General features: G+C 72.9%; 12 protein-coding genes and 1 pseudogene. 7 read left to right on the forward strand and 6 right to left on the reverse strand.

Annotated elements, in window-relative coordinates:
* Window positions 1-502 (forward strand): DeoR/GlpR family DNA-binding transcription regulator (locus PUR56_RS06130; protein ID WP_443034439.1); only part of this gene is annotated, 502 nt, incomplete at its 5' end.
* A gap of 103 nt (window positions 503-605) precedes the next feature.
* Window positions 606-3,539, forward strand: coding sequence for an ATP-binding protein (locus PUR56_RS06135; RefSeq protein WP_329948152.1), 2,934 nt, complete (start codon window positions 606-608; stop codon window positions 3,537-3,539).
* A 204-nt stretch (window positions 3,540-3,743) separates the two neighbouring features.
* On the opposite strand, the gene PUR56_RS06140 is transcribed toward PUR56_RS06135, so the two are convergent.
* The 6 genes from PUR56_RS06140 to PUR56_RS06165 form a co-directional block, all read right to left on the reverse strand.
* Entirely contained in the window at window positions 3,744-5,867 is a 2,124-nt protein-coding gene (locus PUR56_RS06140; protein WP_329877437.1) for a family 20 glycosylhydrolase, read from the reverse strand.
* A gap of 469 nt (window positions 5,868-6,336) precedes the next feature.
* Window positions 6,337-7,338: an ROK family protein gene (locus PUR56_RS06145; RefSeq protein WP_329877439.1), complete on the reverse strand. Its 1,002-nt coding sequence runs from the start codon at window positions 7,336-7,338 to the stop codon at window positions 6,337-6,339.
* A gap of 248 nt (window positions 7,339-7,586) precedes the next feature.
* A complete protein-coding gene (locus PUR56_RS06150; protein ID WP_329877441.1) occupies window positions 7,587-8,504 on the reverse strand; it encodes a carbohydrate ABC transporter permease in 918 nt (305 codons plus the stop codon).
* Complete coding sequence (locus tag PUR56_RS06155) at window positions 8,504-9,424, reverse strand: carbohydrate ABC transporter permease (RefSeq protein ID WP_329948153.1); 921 nt, start codon at window positions 9,422-9,424, stop codon at window positions 8,504-8,506. Before PUR56_RS06155 ends, PUR56_RS06150 begins: the two co-directional genes overlap by 1 nt.
* 43 nt (window positions 9,425-9,467) lie before the next feature.
* Window positions 9,468-10,733: an extracellular solute-binding protein gene (locus PUR56_RS06160; protein WP_329877445.1), complete on the reverse strand. Its 1,266-nt coding sequence runs from the start codon at window positions 10,731-10,733 to the stop codon at window positions 9,468-9,470.
* Between the two features lie 613 nt (window positions 10,734-11,346).
* A complete protein-coding gene (locus PUR56_RS06165; protein WP_329877447.1) occupies window positions 11,347-12,147 on the reverse strand; it encodes a DeoR/GlpR family DNA-binding transcription regulator in 801 nt (266 codons plus the stop codon).
* Window positions 12,148-12,438: 291 nt separating this feature from the next.
* Between PUR56_RS06165 and PUR56_RS06170 the strand changes: the two genes are divergently transcribed.
* From PUR56_RS06170 to PUR56_RS06190, 5 genes and pseudogenes are all read left to right on the forward strand, one after another.
* Window positions 12,439-13,488 (forward strand): ROK family protein, encoded by a 1,050-nt coding sequence (locus PUR56_RS06170; protein WP_329877449.1) that lies wholly within the window; start codon window positions 12,439-12,441, stop codon window positions 13,486-13,488.
* Window positions 13,485-14,429 (forward strand): 1-phosphofructokinase family hexose kinase, encoded by a 945-nt coding sequence (locus tag PUR56_RS06175; protein ID WP_329877451.1) that lies wholly within the window; start codon window positions 13,485-13,487, stop codon window positions 14,427-14,429. Before PUR56_RS06170 ends, PUR56_RS06175 begins: the two co-directional genes overlap by 4 nt.
* A 181-nt stretch (window positions 14,430-14,610) precedes the next feature.
* The gene (locus PUR56_RS06180; protein ID WP_329877453.1) at window positions 14,611-15,561 is read left to right on the forward strand and encodes an SIS domain-containing protein; all 951 of its coding nucleotides are present in this window, start codon (window positions 14,611-14,613) and stop codon (window positions 15,559-15,561) included.
* 130 nt (window positions 15,562-15,691) lie between these two features.
* Entirely contained in the window at window positions 15,692-16,528 is an 837-nt protein-coding gene (locus PUR56_RS06185; RefSeq protein WP_329877455.1) for a class II fructose-bisphosphate aldolase, read from the forward strand.
* 220 nt (window positions 16,529-16,748) lie between these two features.
* A pseudogene (locus tag PUR56_RS06190) lies at window positions 16,749-16,957 on the forward strand (N-acetylglucosamine-6-phosphate deacetylase); the annotation flags it as partial.

The following is a 16,957-nucleotide window of genomic DNA, read 5'->3' on the forward strand; positions in this document are numbered from 1 at the left end:
CGTCGTCGCCGTCGGAGCGGGGACCACCGCCTTCGCCGTCGCCCGGCAACTCCTCGACATCCCCGGCCTCACCCTGGTCACCAACTCCCTCCCCGTCGCCGACCTCGTCCGCACCGCCGCGGAGAACGGCAACGGCAACGCGCCCGTCCTCCTCCTCACCGGAGGCACACCCACCCCCTCCGCCGCACTCGTCGGCCCACTGGCCGACCAGGCGATCAGATCCCTGCACGTGGACGTCCTGATCATGGGCGCCCACGGAGTCTCCGAACGCGCCGGCCTCACCACCCCCAACCTCGCGGAGGCCCAGACCAACCGGACGCTCATCGCCTCGGCACGGAGGGTGGTCGTCGTCGCCGACCACAGCAAGTGGGACGTCGTCGGCCTCAGCGCCTTCGCCACGCTCCCGGAGATCGACTGCTTCGTCACGGACCGCGCACTGGCCCCCGCCGCACAACTGGTACTGAACGAGACCACCGGGCAGCTCGTCCTCGCCGGGACCTGACCTGCGGCCCCCGCCTGCCGGGGCGGCGCTACGGTGGAGGGACGGGGGCACGACAGCCCGCCCCGTCCCGCCGTGGAGACCGCGGGTCCGATGGGAGCACGGTGTGGACGACCACGGTGGCAGAACGCTCTCCAGCGAGGCCCGGGGGTGCGCCTTCGCGGGACGCACGGTGGAGGTCCGGGCGTTGGTGGACGCGGTCTCCGAGACGCGCCCGGCGGTGATCCTGGTGGAGGGGGAGGCCGGGATCGGCAAGTCGCGGCTGGTCACCGAAGCGTCGGCCGCACTGGGCGCCGACGGCCTGCGGGTCCTGGTGGGCGGCTGCCACCCGTTGCGTGAACCGCTGGCCTACGGGCCGGTGATCGACGCGCTGCGCCGGGTCGGGCCCTGGCTTCCGCCGGCGCAACGGCTGGGCGCCTCGGCCGGCGCGCTCGCGCCGCTGCTGCCGGATCTGGCCGACGCTCTGCCCGCGGAGCCGCCGCCGGCCGTACCGGGCGCGTCCGGGCCCGGCGTGCAGCGGTTCCGGGTGGTGTCGGCGGTCCGGACGCTGCTGGAGGCGGTGGCACCGGTGGCGCTGGTGGTGGAGGACGTGCACTGGGCGGACGAGGCGACCCTCGAGCTGCTGCTCCTGCTGGCCCGGGACATGCCGGCCGACACGGCGATGGTGCTGACGTACCGGGCGGAGGACCTTCCCGCAGGCGCGCCCGTGCTGGGCGCGCCGTTCCGGCGTTCGCCGGGAACGGGCGGCGTGGAGATCCGGCTCGGCCCGCTCGGTGAGGCCGAACTGAGGGCGATGGCACGGGACGTGCTCGGCGGTGAGCCGGCGCCGGAGCTGGTGCGGACGCTGCTGGAACGCAGCGGGGGCCTGCCGCTGGTGATCGAGGAGGACCTGCTCTCGCTCGCGGGCTCGCCCCGGCTGGAGCGGGTGGCCGGGCCGGGCGGCGGGGATCTGATCACGCTCGCGGATTCGCCGGCCGACGCGGACGCGGCCGTGCTGCGGGTGCCGCGGAGCCTGCGTGAGGTGCTGGCCGAACGCAGGGGGCGGCTGGGCCCTGACGCGGCGGCACTGGTGGACGCCGCGGCGGTACTGGCGGTGCCGGCCGGGGAGGCGCTGCTGGCCCGGGCGGCAGGCCTGGACGAGGACCGCACGGCCGCCGCCCTGCAGGAGGCGGTGGCCGCGGCGGTCCTGCGGCAGACGGGTCCGGACACCTACGGGTTCGCGCACGTCCTCGCGCAGGAGGCCGTCTACGACGGCCTCCCGGGGCCGGTGCGCACCCGGAACCACCGGCGCGTCCTCGCCGCGCTGGAGACGCGGAACCCGCCGCCGCTGGTGCAGATCGCCCACCACACCCGCGCCCTGGGCGACCGGGCGGCCTGGCTGCTCCGGGCCCAGGAGGCGGCCGACGGGGCCGCCGGTGTCGGCGACCACGGCACCGCGGCAGCGCTGCTGGGCGAGATCCTCGAACAGCCCGACCTCACCCCCGAACAACTCGGCCGGGCGGCGCCGGCCATGGCCTACGCGGTGTCGGTCGGCACCGAGTACACCGCGACCGCTGCCGCCCTGCGCAGGATCCTGCGGCTGCCCGGTCTGCCCGTTCCGGTCCGCGGCGGGATCAGGAGCAGCCTGGGGATGTTCCTGATCTACCAGGCCGGTGACCTCTCCGGTGAGGAGGAACTGCTCACCGCCCTGGCCGAGGTGGGGGAAGGCGATCCGGTCTCCGCCGCCAGGCTGCTCGCCCTGCTGGGCGTGTCGGAGACGGGCCGGTTCGCGCTCGCCGAGCAGCGGGCCATGGTCGAACGCGGCTACGCCCTGCTGGCAGGTCACCAGGACCCCAGGGCCCGTTCGATGCTCGACCTCGCCCGTCTCTTCCTGCTGGCCATCGCGGCCGACCCGATCGTCCCCGGGCTGCTGGCGTCGCTGCCCCGCGAGGATGCCGACGTGCAGGTGCTCCAGGGCACGGCCATGGTCATCTGTGGCAGCATCGGCCGCTCCTTCGCCGTCGGCAACGACGCGCGGGCCGCAGCCGCCGTCGCCGAGACACGGGCCATGGCACCGCGCATCCACCTGCCCGTGCTGGACCTCTACCTGGACTGTCACCAGATCGTGCTCGACTGGCAGGCCGGCCGCTGGGACGACGCCGCGCACGGCCTGGCCGCCTTCCACGAGCGCCACCCCCACAGTCCCCTGGGGTCCGGCGGGCTGCTGGCCACCGTGCGGGGCCTGACCGCCGCTGCCCGCGGCCTCACCGCCCAGGCCGCCGGCGACTTCGGCGAGGTCCTCACCCGCGGCGGCCTGCACCTGGACTCGCTCGCCGCGGCCGCCGGCACCGCCCGCCTCCAACTCGCGCGCCACGAGCCCGAAACCGCCTGGCGGAGCCTCACCGACCCGCTCGACTTCCTCGGGTTCCTCGCCCGCAAGGAGGCCTGGGCCTACGCCTGGGACCTCGTGCCCACCGCCGTCGAGACCCTCCTCGCCCTGGACCGCGCCGACGAGGCCCAAGCCCTCGCCGCACGCCACGCCACCGCCACCGAAGGCCGCGACGCGCCCGGAGCCGTCGCCGAACACCACCTGTGCCGGGGCCTGCTGCTGCGGGCCACCGACCCCGACGGGGCGATGGCGGCCTTCGACCTGGCGGCGGCGCAGTGGATCGGCATCGGCCGGCCCTACCGGGCCGCCCTCGCCGCCGAGCACGCCGCCCGCACCCGTACCGACCCCGCCGAGACCATCACCCGTCTGGCCGGGCCGGTCACCACGTTCGAACAGCTCGGGGCGACCTCCGACGCGGCCCGCTGCCACCACCTGCTGCGCGAAGCCGGCCGGGCGACCCCCAACCCGCGCGGCCGGGCCGGCTACGGCGACCGGCTGTCCCCCCGCGAGGTGCAGGTCCGCGACCTGCTCGCCTCCGGGGCGACCAACAAGGAGATCGCCGCCATCCTGTTCCTCTCCCCGCGCACCGTCGAGAACCACGTGGCGCGTGTCCTGGCCAAACTCTCCACCACCCGCGCCGACCTCACCCGGACGAGCGGACCGCAGGACTGAATCCCGGTCCGCCGCGGCGGCGGCCTCCCGGTGCCCGCGCTCGGGCGCCCCCGCGCCTCGGCCCGCCGTGCGGCGTGCGACCTCGTGCCGCTCGTGCCGCCCGTGCCGCTCGTGTGGGAGAAGCGTGGCGGGCACCGACGCACCCCCGCTCCGGACGAGGCACGTCCGGAGCGGGGGTCGGGCGGTGGCCCGGGGCGTGGTCGGTCAGTCGACGGACCAGCGCTGCAGGGTGGAGCCGGTGTCGGGCTGCTGGGTCGCCTTGGCGCCGTTGGCGGCCGAGGCGGCGGTCAGCAGCAGGCCGGTGCCGGCGGAGGTGATGGTGTGCCGGTCGTTGGCGGTCGGGGTGATCTTCCAGCGCTGGCCGGTCTGGCCGTTGCAGGCCCGCTGGACGACGGTGCTGCCGGCACCGCCGGTGGCCTCGGCGCACTTGCCGGAGCTCTTGTTGGTCAGGGTGTAGGTACCGTCGGACTGCGGGGCGATGGTCCAGGTCTGGTTGTTCCCGCGGTTGGGTGCCCACATCAGCAGGTCGGAGCCGTCGGACGAGGAGCCGCCGTTCTCCAGGGCGACGCCGCCGGCCTCAAGGCTGTGGACGCCCTCCACGGTGCGCACGGTGCCGGGCCAGGGGATGCCCGGGGCGGCGTGGTAGGCGATGCCGGCCGCGGTCCAGCGCGGTCCGTGCTGGGCCAGGCGCTGGCGGAAGCCGTCCCAGTCACGGGCGGACTGCGGGGACCAGCCGACCTCGGCGAGGGCGGGCAGGCGGGGGAAGCTCATGTAGTCGGCGTAGGCCTGGGGCTCGGGCCACTTGGTGCTCGGGGTCGGCAGCGAGCCGCTGCCCTCGTAGGCGCGGTCGGCCCACAGGGCGGCCTCGACGCCGGCGATCTTCTTGGCCGGGACGATGGAGCCGGTGCCGTCCATCTTGCCGGTGATGGTCGCCGGGTCCCACTCGTAGGAGCGCTGCACCGGCACGTACCCGGACCAGCTCAGACCGTAGGGAGTGGAGACGTCGTACTTCATGTCCAGGTAGGCGTGGTCCGAGGGGGACATGACGAACTTGGCGCCCTGGGAGACTCCGTTGCGGACGAAGCGGATGCTCTCGGTCTCCTCCGCGGTGCCGATGCTCTCCCGGTCGTCGTCCTCGCCCCAGTACTGCATGATGCTGCCGGAGGGGATGGCGGACTGGCCGAGCTGGTGCCAGCCCATCACGGTCTTGTCCCGTCCGACGGTGGCCTCGGTGGCCGCCTTGACGTAGGCGGCGTACCTCTCCGGGGTGGCCTGCGGGGTCTCGTCGCCGCCGAGGTGGATGTAGGGGCCGGGGGTGAGCTTGGAGACCTCCTTGATGACGGTCTTCAGGAAGCGCCGCACGTTCCCGACGTGCGTGCCGTCCTCCAGACAGTAGAGGCTGATGCCGACGTCGAAGCCGGAGTACGGGGCCTTGGCCTTGTTGTCACAGTTCAGCTCGGGCACCGAGGCGAGGGCGGCCATGGTGTGGCCGGGGCCGTCGATCTCGGGGACCACGGTCATGAACCGGGAGGAGGCGTAGGAGACGATCTCCTTGTAGTCCTCCTTCGTGTAGTACCAGCCGGTACCGCCGGTGAAGCCGCTCTGGGTGCTGGCGCCGACCTTGGTGAGGCTCGGCAGGGCGTCGATGGCGATGCGCCAGCCCTGGTCGTCGGTGAGGTGCAGGTGCAGCGTGTTGATCTTGTACGCGGCGGCCTCGTCGATATAGCGCTTGACCTGGTCGACGGGGAAGAAGCGACGGGCGACGTCCAGCATCACGCCCCGGTACTCGTACCGCGGCGCGTCGTTGATCTCCACGGGCGAGACGGTCCACGTGCGGGACTGCTTGGTGCGGGACTCGACCGCGGCGGGGAGCAGCTGGCGCAGGGTCTGCACGCCGCGGAACAGGCCTTCGGCCCCGTGCGCCTTGACGACGACGCCGTTCTTGCCGGACGAGATGGTGTAGCCCTCGGCTCCGAGCTTCTTGGGGCCGTCGGGGTCGAGGACGATGGCGTTCTTCGGCGCCCGGGTGTCCTTGACGACCTTCAGGTCGTAGCCCGTGGAGGGGGCCAGGAGCTTGGAGAGGTACTTGCCGACGCCCAGCGAGTCCGACTCCCGGGAGAGGACGGAGATCCGGGTCTGCGGGGTGAGGGTGAACCCCTCGCCCGCCACCGCCTGCTGCGAGACCGGCTGCGGCACCAGCGCGTAGGGAGCGGGGGTGGGCGTGGGAGGAGCCGCGGCCGCCTGGGAGAGCGAGGCCGAGAGCGGGAGGGTGACGGCGGCTGTGGCGAGTGCGACGAGGCGTCTGCCTCGTCGGGGCAACCAGCGCATGAGGGTGACTCCTTCTGGGGGGAAGGCGGGGCCGCACACCGGGTGGGCGGCCGAAGGGGGCGCGATGCGCGCCGACGGCGAGGGGGCGCGAGGCTCGGGGTCGAGACGTCGGACCGCTGGGGTAGGTCTCGGCGAACGACGCCGGCGCGCACCCCGCCGGGATCCTGCCGCGCTGCGGGCTGCCCGTGCCGTGTCAACGGAACATGCGGCACACAGGGCGGCAGAGCATCGAATCTGCTCGCATCTGCTTTAATTTCGCAATTTGTGAGCAACTTCAACCATGAAGGTGCCAGGGGGTCCGGGCGCCGTCAAGGCCTACGCGATCGTAGATTTCGTCCGTTCGCGGGTCTCTTTCCTCCGCACCGGCCGACGGTCACCGTCCGCCGCCACCGCGCCACGCACGGCACGGGCACGGCACGGGCACGGCACGGGCACGGCACGGGGAGTTCCGGGCCGGGCGGTGCGGGAGTCACCGGTCCGTGGGTGCGCGCACCAGGTCCCGGGCCAGGAAGGCCGCCCCCATGCAGCCCGCCGTGGCACCGAACCGGGCGACCCGCAGCTCGGGAACGGCCGGAGCCCCCAGTCGGCCGGCGAGGGCCTCCTGAAGGGGCGCGAGGCGCGCGGCACCCGCGTCGACGGACCGGCCGGCGATGACCACCCGCTCGGGGGCGTACCGGCCGATCGCCGTGGCCAGCACGTCGGCCAGGGCTTCCGCGGCTTGACCGCAGACGGCCAGGGCGGCGGGCTCCCCGGCGTCCGCCCGGTGGTACACCTCCCGGACGTCGACCCCGCGCCATCCGGTCGCCCGTGCGTAGCGGCGGGCCACGGCGGCGGCCGAGGCCACGGTCTCCAGGCAGCCGCGCGCGCCGCAGTGGCACGGGTCTCCCCCGGGCCGGACCACGGTGTGGCCGAGCTCTCCGACTGCGTGCGGGGCCCCCGGAACGGCCCGGCCCGCACGGACGACCGCCGCGGCGATGCCGTCCCCCACCGAGACGAACAGGAAGTCCCGGCAGTCCCGGCCGGCTCCCGCGTGCGCCTCGGCGAGGCCGCCCGCGCGCCCGTCGTGCCCGACGGCCACGGGAAGCTCCAGGTGCTCGGCCACCCAGTCCCGGACCGGGATCTCCTGCCACCCCAGCGCGGTGGCGCGTACCGCCCGGCCGGAGGTGTCGTCGACGGTGCCGGGAAGGATGACGCCCGCAGCGGTGGGGCGGCAGCGTTCGGCGAGCGTGGCGGCGCAGGTCAGGACGCTCTCCAGCACGGCGTCCGGTCCGCGTTCGGGACGCGTGAACCAGCGTTCCCCGTCCCGCAGGACCCCGTCGGGGCCCAGGGCGTACCCCTTGATGTAGGTGGCGCCCGCCTCCAGCGCGATCACGGTCCCCCGGTCCGCGCCCGGGTGGTCCGGCGCCGGTTCCCGGCGGCGGGCCGGCACCGCCGGGGGCCGGAACCCCTCGTTGACGACTGTGTCGCTCATATCGTGCCTCAGCTCATCTCGGCGCCCCGGCGCCCCGGCCGTCGGCCGGACCGGCGACCCCCACGGACCGGCCGTCGGGAGGGGGACCACCGTGGGGGGGCGGCCGGGGACGGGGCCGTGGCGGTGTGGTGCCACGGGTTCCCCTTCGTGCGGTGGCCGCCGGAGGCCGGCCGGTCGCGTGACCGGCCGGGGAAAGGAAAGGGCCCGCCCCCCGCAGTCGGGGGACGGGGGGCGGGCGGTCGGGGGGGTTACTTGACGGATCCGGCGGTGAGTCCGGAGACGACCTTCCGCTCGATGAGCGCGAAGAGGATGACGACGGGGACGATCGCGATGACCGAGCCAGCGAACAGGAAGTTCCACTGGACGGTGTAGTTGCCGATGAAGCTGTTGATACCCACCGTCAGCGGCTGGTTCTCCGGGATGGTGGAGAGCGTCAGACCCATGACGAACTCGTTCCAGGCCGCGATGAAGGTGAAGATCATCGCGGTGACGACCCCGGGCATCGCCAGCGGCAGGGTGATCCGCAGGAGAGCCCCTCCCCGTCCCAGCCCGTCGATCATGGCGGACTCCTCCAGGGCTTCGGGGATGGAGGCGAAGTAGGCGGTGAGGATCCAGATGGCGAAGGCCAGGTTGAAGGCCGCGTTGCACAGGATCAGGGTCCACACCGAGTTGAGCATGTCCAGCTGGTAGAACTCGCGGTAGAGGCCGACCAGCAGGGAGGTGGGCTGGAACATCTGGGTGACGAGCACCAGCAGGAGGAACAGGTTGCGTCCCCGGAACTTCACGCGGGCGGTGTAGTACGCGGCGGGGACGGCGACCAGCAGGACGAGCAGGGTGGATCCCGCGGCGACCAGCAGCGTGACGCGGAGGTTGTCCCCGAGGTGCGACTCGCGCCACACGTCGACGAAGTTCGCCCACTTGAACTCGCTCGGCAGGTAGGTCGCGTCGCGCAGTTCGCTCGCCGGCCGCAGCGCGGTGATCACCATCTCCGCGTACGGCAGCAGGAACACGGCCGCCAGCATCCAGGCGACGGCTGCGACCAGCAGCGTGCGCGGGCGCAGCGTGCGGGGGGCTCGTGGCGTGCCGGGCCGGGTGCCTCCCGGGGGGATGCGGGGGGTCTGGGCGGGCCGGACGGTGTCGGCGGGGGTGATGGTGGGCTGGGCCATCAGCTCTCCTCCTGGTTCCAGCGGCTGGCCTTGAGGAAGACGACGACCATGACCACGACGAGGGCGAAGTTCACGACGGACATCGCCGCGGACTGGCCGATGTCGGAGTTCTTGAGCTGGTACATGAACACGGTGGTGGTGGCGGTGTCGCTGTCCGGGCCACCGTGGGTCATGCTCCAGATGATGGGGAAGGAGTTGAAGACGTTGATGAGGTTGATGACGACACCGACGAGGAACGCCGGCCTCAGCAGCGGGAGGGTGATGCGCAGGTAGGTCTGCCAGGGGTTGGCACCGTCCACCCTGGCCGCCTCGTAGATCTCGCCGGGGACGGTCTGCAGACCCGCGAGCAGGGTGTAGGTGGTGAAGGGCAGGGAGACGAACACCGCCACGAACATCATCCAGGGCCAGGCCGTCGAGGGGTCGCCCAGCCAGTCCTGGGGGCCGTCGATGATACCCAGGTCGGTCATCAGCGTGTTGAGGACGCCCGCGGTCTGGTTGAGCATCCACTTGAAGCCGATGGCGGTCATGACGACCGAGGCGGCCCACGGTGCGATGAGCGCCCAGCGGGTGACGCGCCGGCCGGGGAACTTCTGGTTGAAGAGCTGGGCCAGCGCCAACGAGACCAGCATGGTGGCGCCGACCACGACCACGGTCCAGACCACGGTCGACAGGACGACCGAGGGCAGCGACGGCTCCTCGAACAACTGCTTGTACTTGTCGAACCCGGCCGAGCCCCGGACGAATCCGCTGCTGCTGATCTTCAGGAACGAGGTGCGGACCATCTCGTAGACCGGCCAGAGGACGACCAGGACGATGAGCAGGACGGCCGGGCCGATCCAGGGCAGCGGCCCCAGCCGGGCCAGGCCGCCCCTGCCCTTGCCCTTGCGGCCGGAGCCTGATGTGGATGATGTGGGGGACACGAGGGAGTGCCTGCCTTCCGTGACAGTGCGGTTCGCGGGCTGCCTACTGGTCGGAGACCGTCTCCTGGGCCTTCTTCTGCAGCTCTCCCAGCACCTTGGCCGGGTCGCTCACGGCCGTACCGCCGCTCTTCTTGATCTCGGCGGAGACCGCGTCCCAGGCGGTGTCGCCCAGCGGGTAGAAGACCGCGTTCGGCAGCAGCGAGAAGAAGGGTTCGAGGTCCTGGTGCTTGCCGTTGCCGGTCATCTCCTGGAGCGTGTCCTCGGTGACCGGCATCAGGTCGTACATCTCGTCGAACTTCAGCGTGTTCTCCTTCGAGTACGCGAAGTCGAGGAACGTGCGGACCTGCTCCTTGTGGCCGTTGTCCTTGAACGCCATCATCCAGTCGGCGACGCCCAGCGTGGACTTCAGCGCCCCCGCCTTGCCGGGGATCGGCGCGACCCCGTAGTCGACCTTGCCCTCCTTGGACATCTGGATCAGGGAGGGGTGGCCGTTGAGCATCGCGGCCTTGCCGGCCGCGAAGTCCGCGAAGGCGGTCTTACGGTCCGTCGTCGCGGGGTTGGCGTAGGTCAGGCCGGGCTCGACGAGGTTCGTCTTCAGCCAGCTGAACGACTCGATGTTGGCCTGGCTGTTCAGCGTGTACTTGCCCTGGGCGTCCGTGAGGCCGCCGCCGTTGCCGAGCTCCCAGATCAGCGACTCGCCCTGCGCCTCCTCCGGGCCGAGCGGCAGCGCGTAGGGGGTCACGCCCGGCACCTTCGCCTTGATCTTCTCGGCCGCGGCCTTGAGGTCGTCCCAGCTCTTGGGCGCCTCGGTGATGCCCGCCTGGGCGAACACCGCCTTGTTGTAGAAGAACGCCCGGGCCGAGGAGACGAACGGGATGCCGTACTGGACGCCCTTGACCTCGCCGGCCTTGGCGAAGCTGTCGATCAGGTTGCTGCGGGTCTTCTCCGACAGCACCTCGTCCGCCCGGTACAGCAGGTCGTCGGCGACCTTGTCCGCGTAGCCGCCGGTCTGGAGGACGTCCGGGACGTTGCCGCTCTGGATCATCGTCTTGACCTGCGAGTCGATGTCGTTCCAGTTGATCACCTGGACGTCGACCTTGATCTTCGGGTTGGCGGCGGTGAACCGCTGCGCCACGTCCTTCCAGTAGGCCGCCGAGCTGTTCGAGGCCTTGTCGCCGTAGTCGGCGGCCACCAGCTTCAGGGTGACGTCCTCGCCCTGCGACGCGCCGCCGCCGCCGCTGCCGCAAGCCGTGAGGGTGAGTGCGCCGACGGCGCAGGCACAGGCCGCCGCGAAAGACCGCTTGTTCATCGTCAGTACCGCCTTGTCTCCTGGCCGGTCGCAACGACGCGGCCCAGTGGGGGTCTGGGAACTGCTGCAGATTCCGGAGCATGCGCACAGATGAATTATTCATCCGCGTTTCGCTCATAAACGAGCATCTGCTGTGGGCACAGTAAACACGAGGAGGGGACCGGGAACCAGGCCTGTTACGCAAACGATGCCAACCGGACAGCTGCCGGGCCCGCGGGGCCGAGGAGTTGGGCCGCTCGGCGCCCTGGTCGCGACCGCGAGGCGCGGGCGGGCACGGGCGGAGCCGTGCGAGCCCTCCGGTCGGGGCACGTGATCGACCACGGACGCCTGCGGGTACCGCGGCTGTTCCGCTCGACGGTGCCACTTTCCCCCACGGGAGGGAAGGGGGGCGGCTCGGACGCCGGAGGGTTCTGCCGCGGCGTCCGCTGGTCCCCGCCGTACGGGCTCCGGCCGGCGCGGGCCCCGGACGGTACGGACCCCGGGCGCGGACGCCGGCCGCGCGGCCCGGCCGCGGAAGCCCGGCGGAGCGGGAGTGAGCCGTGCCCCCCGGAAACGGCGGCGCCGCCGGAGGGTGGGCGAACCCTTCCGGCGGCGCGGGTGCGGCGCGAGAGCGTCAGACGCCGATGACCTCGACACCCGCCTCGACGAACCGCGCCGCCATGTCGGGGTCGAGGTCGGAGTCGGTGACGAGCACGTCGATCCGGTCCAGGCCGCAGATCCGGGCGAAGGCACGTCTGCCCATCTTGGACGAGTCCGTCGCGAGGATCACCTTCCGGGCGCGCTCCGCGAAGAGCCGGCTGATGCCGGCCTCGTCCTCGTGGTGCGTCATCACGCCGAGCCGCGGGTCCACGCCGTCCACCCCCAGCACGGCGACGTCGAGCACCACCTGGTTCAACACGCCCTCGGTCAGCGGGCCGACCAGTTCATAGGTCTGGGGGCGCGCCACGCCACCGGTCACCACGAGCTTGAACTGCGGGCGGACCGCCAGTTCGCCGGCGATGTTCAGGGAGTTGGTGACGACCGTGTACATCGGCCCCGAGGTGCTCTCCGGGCGTTCGGAGGGCCCCCCGCCCGCCCGGAGCACCAGCGCCCGGGCGACCTCGGTGGTGGTGGTGCCGCCGTTGAGACCGACGACGTCCCCCTCGCCCAGAAGTTCTGCCACGGCGATCGCTATGCGCTGCTTCTCCGAGACACGCCGCGAGGACTTGTAGCGCATCGGGAGCTCGTAGGAGACGCCGTGCGCGATCGCGCCACCGCGCGTGCGGACGAGCAGTCGCTGCTCGGCCAGCTCGTCGAGGTCGCGCCGGATGGTCGCCGGTGACACCGCGACCGAAGTAGCCGCCTCCTCGACGTCCAGCTTGCCGTCGACCGCCAGCAGTTCGAGCAGCCTGCTCCACCGTTCCTGCTTGGACATGCGCAGTATCCCCTCTTCGCCCTGGAACTCCGGTACCGCGCACCGAGAGGCGGGGTCCGCCTGAGCGGCCGATCGGCCACCCCCCGGGAAGTATGCGCGGAGTTGATCGTAGCTCCGCAGCATCGCGCACCGCGTGCCGCGGGCGATTGGCGCATGCCACACAACGTTTCGGGTGCCGAACTCTGGACGCCACCGGCTCTCGTCTGGATACTTCGCTCATACATCTTGAACGAATCCGCATACTCCATGCGCATATCACGCATGTTCGATCATCAGGGCGGTTCGACATCCATGAGCAGCAACAGTTCCCCGGCCCCGGCCGAAGACTTCCCCCCGCTCGGCGTCCGGCGTGAGCACGCCGACCCGGCGGCCCGGCCCCCCGGCCCCGCCCCCCAGGGGTGCGTGATCGCCCTCGACGTCGGCGGCACCGGCATGAAGGGGGCGGTCCTCGACCACAGCCTGCGGCCGCTGGACACCGTGCACCGGCCCACGCCCCGCGCCGACGGGCCTGACGCGGTCCTCGACACCATCGCCAACACCCTGCTCGCCCTGGACCGCATGGCCACCAAGCGCGGACTGCTCGTGCACCACGCGGGCGTGGTGGTCCCCGGCATCGTCGACGACGGCCTCCGGCGAGCCGTCTGGTCGGCGAACCTCGGCTGGCGCGACCTCCCCCTCACCACGCTCCTGCAGGAACGCACCGGCCTGCCCATCACCCTGGGCCACGACGTCCGCGCGGGCGGCGTGGCCGAATGCACCCTGGGGGCGGCCCGGGGAGCGCAGAACGTGCTCTTCGTCGCCATCGGCACCGGCATCGCCGCAGCTCTCGTCTGTGACGGCAGGCCGGTCCGGGCCGGCGGATACGCCGGCGAGATCGGCCACATCGTCGTCGGGTCGGGGACGGAGGCGTGTGCGTGCGGCGGCACCGGCTGTCTGGAGACCATGGCGTCCGCCGCCGCCGTCGCGTCCGCCTACACCGCGCGTACCGGACGGGCCGTGGCCGGCGCGGCCGACGTCGCGGCCCTGACCGCGCAGGGCGACCCCGTGGCGCGGGAGGTCTGGCAGCGTGCGGCGACGGGGCTGGCGGAAGCGCTGGCGACCGCCACCACCCTGCTCGCACCGGAACTGATCGTCCTCGGCGGCGGTCTCGCCGAAGCAGGCCCGCTGCTGCTCGACCCCGTGCGCGCCGGGCTGGTCGAACGCCTCACCTTCCAACGCCGCCCCCTGGTCGTCCAGGCCGAACTGGGGGACCGGGCCGCATGCCTCGGTGCGGGCCTCGCGGCCTGGCAGGCGGCCGGGCACACCGCGACCGCACGTGGGACAGGAGCACCCGCCCGATGATCCTCACCGTCACCCTCAACGCCGCCCTCGACGCCACCTGGAGCGTCGACAGCCTGCGGCCCCGCACGTCCCACCGCGTCGACACCGCACAGGAGCGGGCGGGCGGCAAGGGAATCAACGTGGCCCGCGTCCTCGGCGCCCTCGGGCGCGACCCGGTGGCGACCGGTCTGGTGGGGGGAGCCACCGGCCGCCGGATCCGCGACGGACTGCGCGACGCCCGCATCCGGAACGCGTTCCTGGAGGTGATCGGCGAGTCCCGCCGGACCCTCGCCGTCGTCTCGCGCGACGACGGCGACGCCACCGTCTTCAACGGGCGCGGGCCGTTCGTGACCGAGGCCGAATGGCACCTCTTCCGGCAGCACTTCGCCGCACTGGCGGCCGGTGCGCGCGTGGTCGTCCTCAGCGGCAGCACCCCGCCGGGCCTCCCGGCGGATGCCTACGCACAGCTCATCCGCACGGCTGCGGCGGCCGGTGCGCACACGGTGCTCGACACCAGCGGCCCCGCCCTCCTCCACGCCCTGGCGGCCCGCCCCGACGTGATCAAACCCAACACCGAGGAGATCGTCGCGGCGACGGGCTGCGAGGACCTCGCACAGGCCGCCGCCGCGCTGCGCGCCCTGGGAGCCCGCACGGTCGTCGCGTCCGCCGGCCCCGACGGCCTGCACGCCGTCACACCCGAGGGCACCTGGCGGGCAGCGCCTCCCGAACAGCTCTCCGGCAATCCGACGGGCGCCGGCGACGCCTGCGTGGCCGCGATCGCCGCCGGGCTGGAGGCCGGCTCCGCCTGGCCGGACATCCTCCGGACCGCGGTGGCCCTGTCGGCCGCCGCCGTCCCCTGCCCGGTCGCCGGGGAGGTGGATGCCGCCGTCTACCACCGGCTCCTCACCAGGATCTCCGTGGAGGAGGTCCCGTCCACCCCTGCCGACGCCGGCCCCGAGTGACGCCGGCTCGCGACGCCTCGTCGCCACCCGGACCCCGGGCCTGGACGCCTCGTCGCACTCAATGCTCAATAATGCTCGATTGGGCGAGCTTATGAGCAACTCTTGACATTGAGAGTGTTCGTGAAACAGCATGCTGCAACCGGACACGTTCTCCGACCCACTCCGAACGCAAGGAACTCGCGTGACCACCTTCGAAACCTCCCGTACCTCGATCGAGATCGCCTCGCAGCCCGAGACCTGGACGCGGGCGGTCCGGTCCGTCGGCTCGTACGCCGAGGTACTGCCCCGCCGCGGCGAGCGCGTCGCCGTGATCGGCTGCGGCACCTCCTGGTTCATGGCCCACGCCTACGCGCAGTTGCGCGAAGGTGGCGGCCACGGCGAGACCGACGCGTTCGCGGCCTCCGAGTTCCCGCTCGGCCGCGACTACGACCGGGTCGTGGCGCTCACCCGCTCCGGTACCACCACCGAGGTCATCGACCTGCTGGCGAAGATCAAGGGCTCCGTCGCGACCACCGCCCTCACCGCCGACCCGGCCACGCCCGTCATGACGGTCGCCGACCACGCCGTCGTGCTCGACTTCGCCGACGAGGAGTCGGTCGTCCAGACCCGGTTCGCCACCACCGCGCTGGTCCTGCTCCGCGCCCACCTGGAGGCCGAAGGCGCCCTGCCGGCCGGGGTGCGCCCGCTCGTCCAGGCCATCGAGGACGCTCGGCGCGCCCTCGCGACCCCACTGGGCCCCGAGGTGAGCGACGCCGAGCAGATCACGTTCCTCGGGACGGGATGGACGTACGGGCTCGCCCTCGAAGCCGGCCTGAAGATGCGCGAGGCCGCGGGGGCCTGGACCGAGGCCTACCCCGCCATGGAGTACCGCCACGGACCCATCAGCATCACCGGCCCCGGCCGCGTCACCTGGCTGTTCGGCCCCGCCCCCCAGGGCCTGGCCGACGACGTCGCCCGGGTCGGCGGCCACTTCCACTCCACCTCGGCCGACGCGCCCGGCGCCCTCGACCCGCTCGCCGACCTGATCGTCGCGCAGCGGCTCGCCGTACGCCTCGCCGCCGGCCGCGGCTACGACCCCGACCGCCCCCGCAACCTGACCCGCTCCGTGATCCTCGGCCCCGCCGCCGCGTGAGGGCCCGGCCCTCCCGTCCCGTCCCGCGCCGAGCCGGGGCGCCCCGGCGGGTGACCGGACCGCCCGGCCCGCGACAGCGGTCCCGACGTCCCCGCCCGGTGCTCCGTCACCGCCTTCGTGGAGAACCCCCATGCCTCTGACACCCACCGCCGACATCGTCGGTCCCGCACACGCCGGCGCCTACGGCGTCGGGGCGTTCAACGTCGTCCAGATCGAACACGCCGAGGCGATCGTCACCGGAGCCGAGCAGGCCGCCCTGCCCGTCATCCTCCAGATCAGCGAGAACACCGCCCGCTACCACGGCTCGCTCACCCCGATCGCCCTGGCCTCCCTCGCGCTCGCCCGGACGGCCTCCGTGCCGGTGGCGGTCCACCTCGACCACGCCGAGTCCCCCGAACTCGTCCACGAGGCCGTCGAGCTCGGGTTCACCTCGGTGATGTTCGACGCGTCCAAGCTCCCCTACGACGCCAACGTCGCCGCCACCCGGGAGGTCACCGAGTACTGCCACCGGGCCGGCGTCTGGGTCGAGGCCGAACTGGGCGAGATCGGCGGAAAGGACGGCGCGCACGCCCCCGGTGTCCGCACCGACCCCCGCGAAGCGTTCGCGTTCGCCACGGCGACCGCCGTCGACGCACTGGCCGTCGCCGTGGGCAGCTCCCACGCGATGCTCACCCGCGACGCGGCCCTGGACCTCGACCTCATAGCCAGGCTACGCTCCGCGCTGGACGTGCCCCTGGTCCTGCACGGCTCCTCGGGCGTCGACGACGCCGACCTCGCCAAGGCCGTCGCGGCCGGCATGGCGAAGGTCAACATCTCCACCCATCTCAACAAGCTCTTCACCCGCACGGTGAGCGACCGCCTGCGGGCGAGGCCCGACGCCGCCGATCCGCGCACCTACCTCGGGCCGGCCCGGGACACGGTGGCAGCCGAGGTGACCCGCCTGCTGGGCATCCTCGCCAACCGCTGACCACAGCGGGACAAAGGGGCGCCGCACCGGTTCGGCGCCTCGCGTGAACGTCCTTCGAGAGCTCTCTCCGGGTGCCCGGGTACGTCGGGCTCCCGCTCGTCTCCTACGGGACCGGCATCGCCCAGGACATGAGCGGGACCCCGAGCCGTCGTGGCCGCGGGTGACCGTCGAACAGACCCGCACACGGGTACGGCCCGTCCCCCAGAGAGGTAGTGACCGCGTGACAGCGGACCGTTCTGCACTGGCCGGTGCCCGGCTGGTCCTGCCCGGCGGGGTGGTCGGCCACGGCCGTCTCGCCGTCGAGGGCACCCGGATCGCCGGTCTCGGCGGCGCCACCACGGCCGGTGACCTCGACCTGACCGGGTACACCGTCGTCCCCGGCTTCGTCGACCTGCACGTCCACGGCGGCGGCGGCGCCTCCTACGCCTC

The sequence above is a fragment of the Streptomyces sp. BE303 genome (assembly GCF_036290945.1).
GTDB lineage: Bacteria > Actinomycetota > Actinomycetes > Streptomycetales > Streptomycetaceae > Kitasatospora.

What these genes read in the sequence shown, in the direction of transcription:
- PUR56_RS06145 (WP_329877439.1), bottom strand. Translation starts at nt 7,338, where the DNA reads ATGAGCGACACAGTCGTCAACGAGGGGTTCCGGCCCCCGGCGGTGCCG.
- PUR56_RS06165 (WP_329877447.1), bottom strand. Translation starts at nt 12,147, where the DNA reads ATGTCCAAGCAGGAACGGTGGAGCAGGCTGCTCGAACTGCTGGCGGTC.
- PUR56_RS06175 (WP_329877451.1), top strand. Translation starts at nt 13,485, where the DNA reads ATGATCCTCACCGTCACCCTCAACGCCGCCCTCGACGCCACCTGGAGC.
- PUR56_RS06170 (WP_329877449.1), top strand. Translation starts at nt 12,439, where the DNA reads ATGAGCAGCAACAGTTCCCCGGCCCCGGCCGAAGACTTCCCCCCGCTC.
- PUR56_RS06150 (WP_329877441.1), bottom strand. Translation starts at nt 8,504, where the DNA reads ATGGCCCAGCCCACCATCACCCCCGCCGACACCGTCCGGCCCGCCCAG.
- PUR56_RS06185 (WP_329877455.1), top strand. Translation starts at nt 15,692, where the DNA reads ATGCCTCTGACACCCACCGCCGACATCGTCGGTCCCGCACACGCCGGC.
- PUR56_RS06160 (WP_329877445.1), bottom strand. Translation starts at nt 10,733, where the DNA reads ATGAACAAGCGGTCTTTCGCGGCGGCCTGTGCCTGCGCCGTCGGCGCA.
- PUR56_RS06140 (WP_329877437.1), bottom strand. Translation starts at nt 5,867, where the DNA reads ATGCGCTGGTTGCCCCGACGAGGCAGACGCCTCGTCGCACTCGCCACA.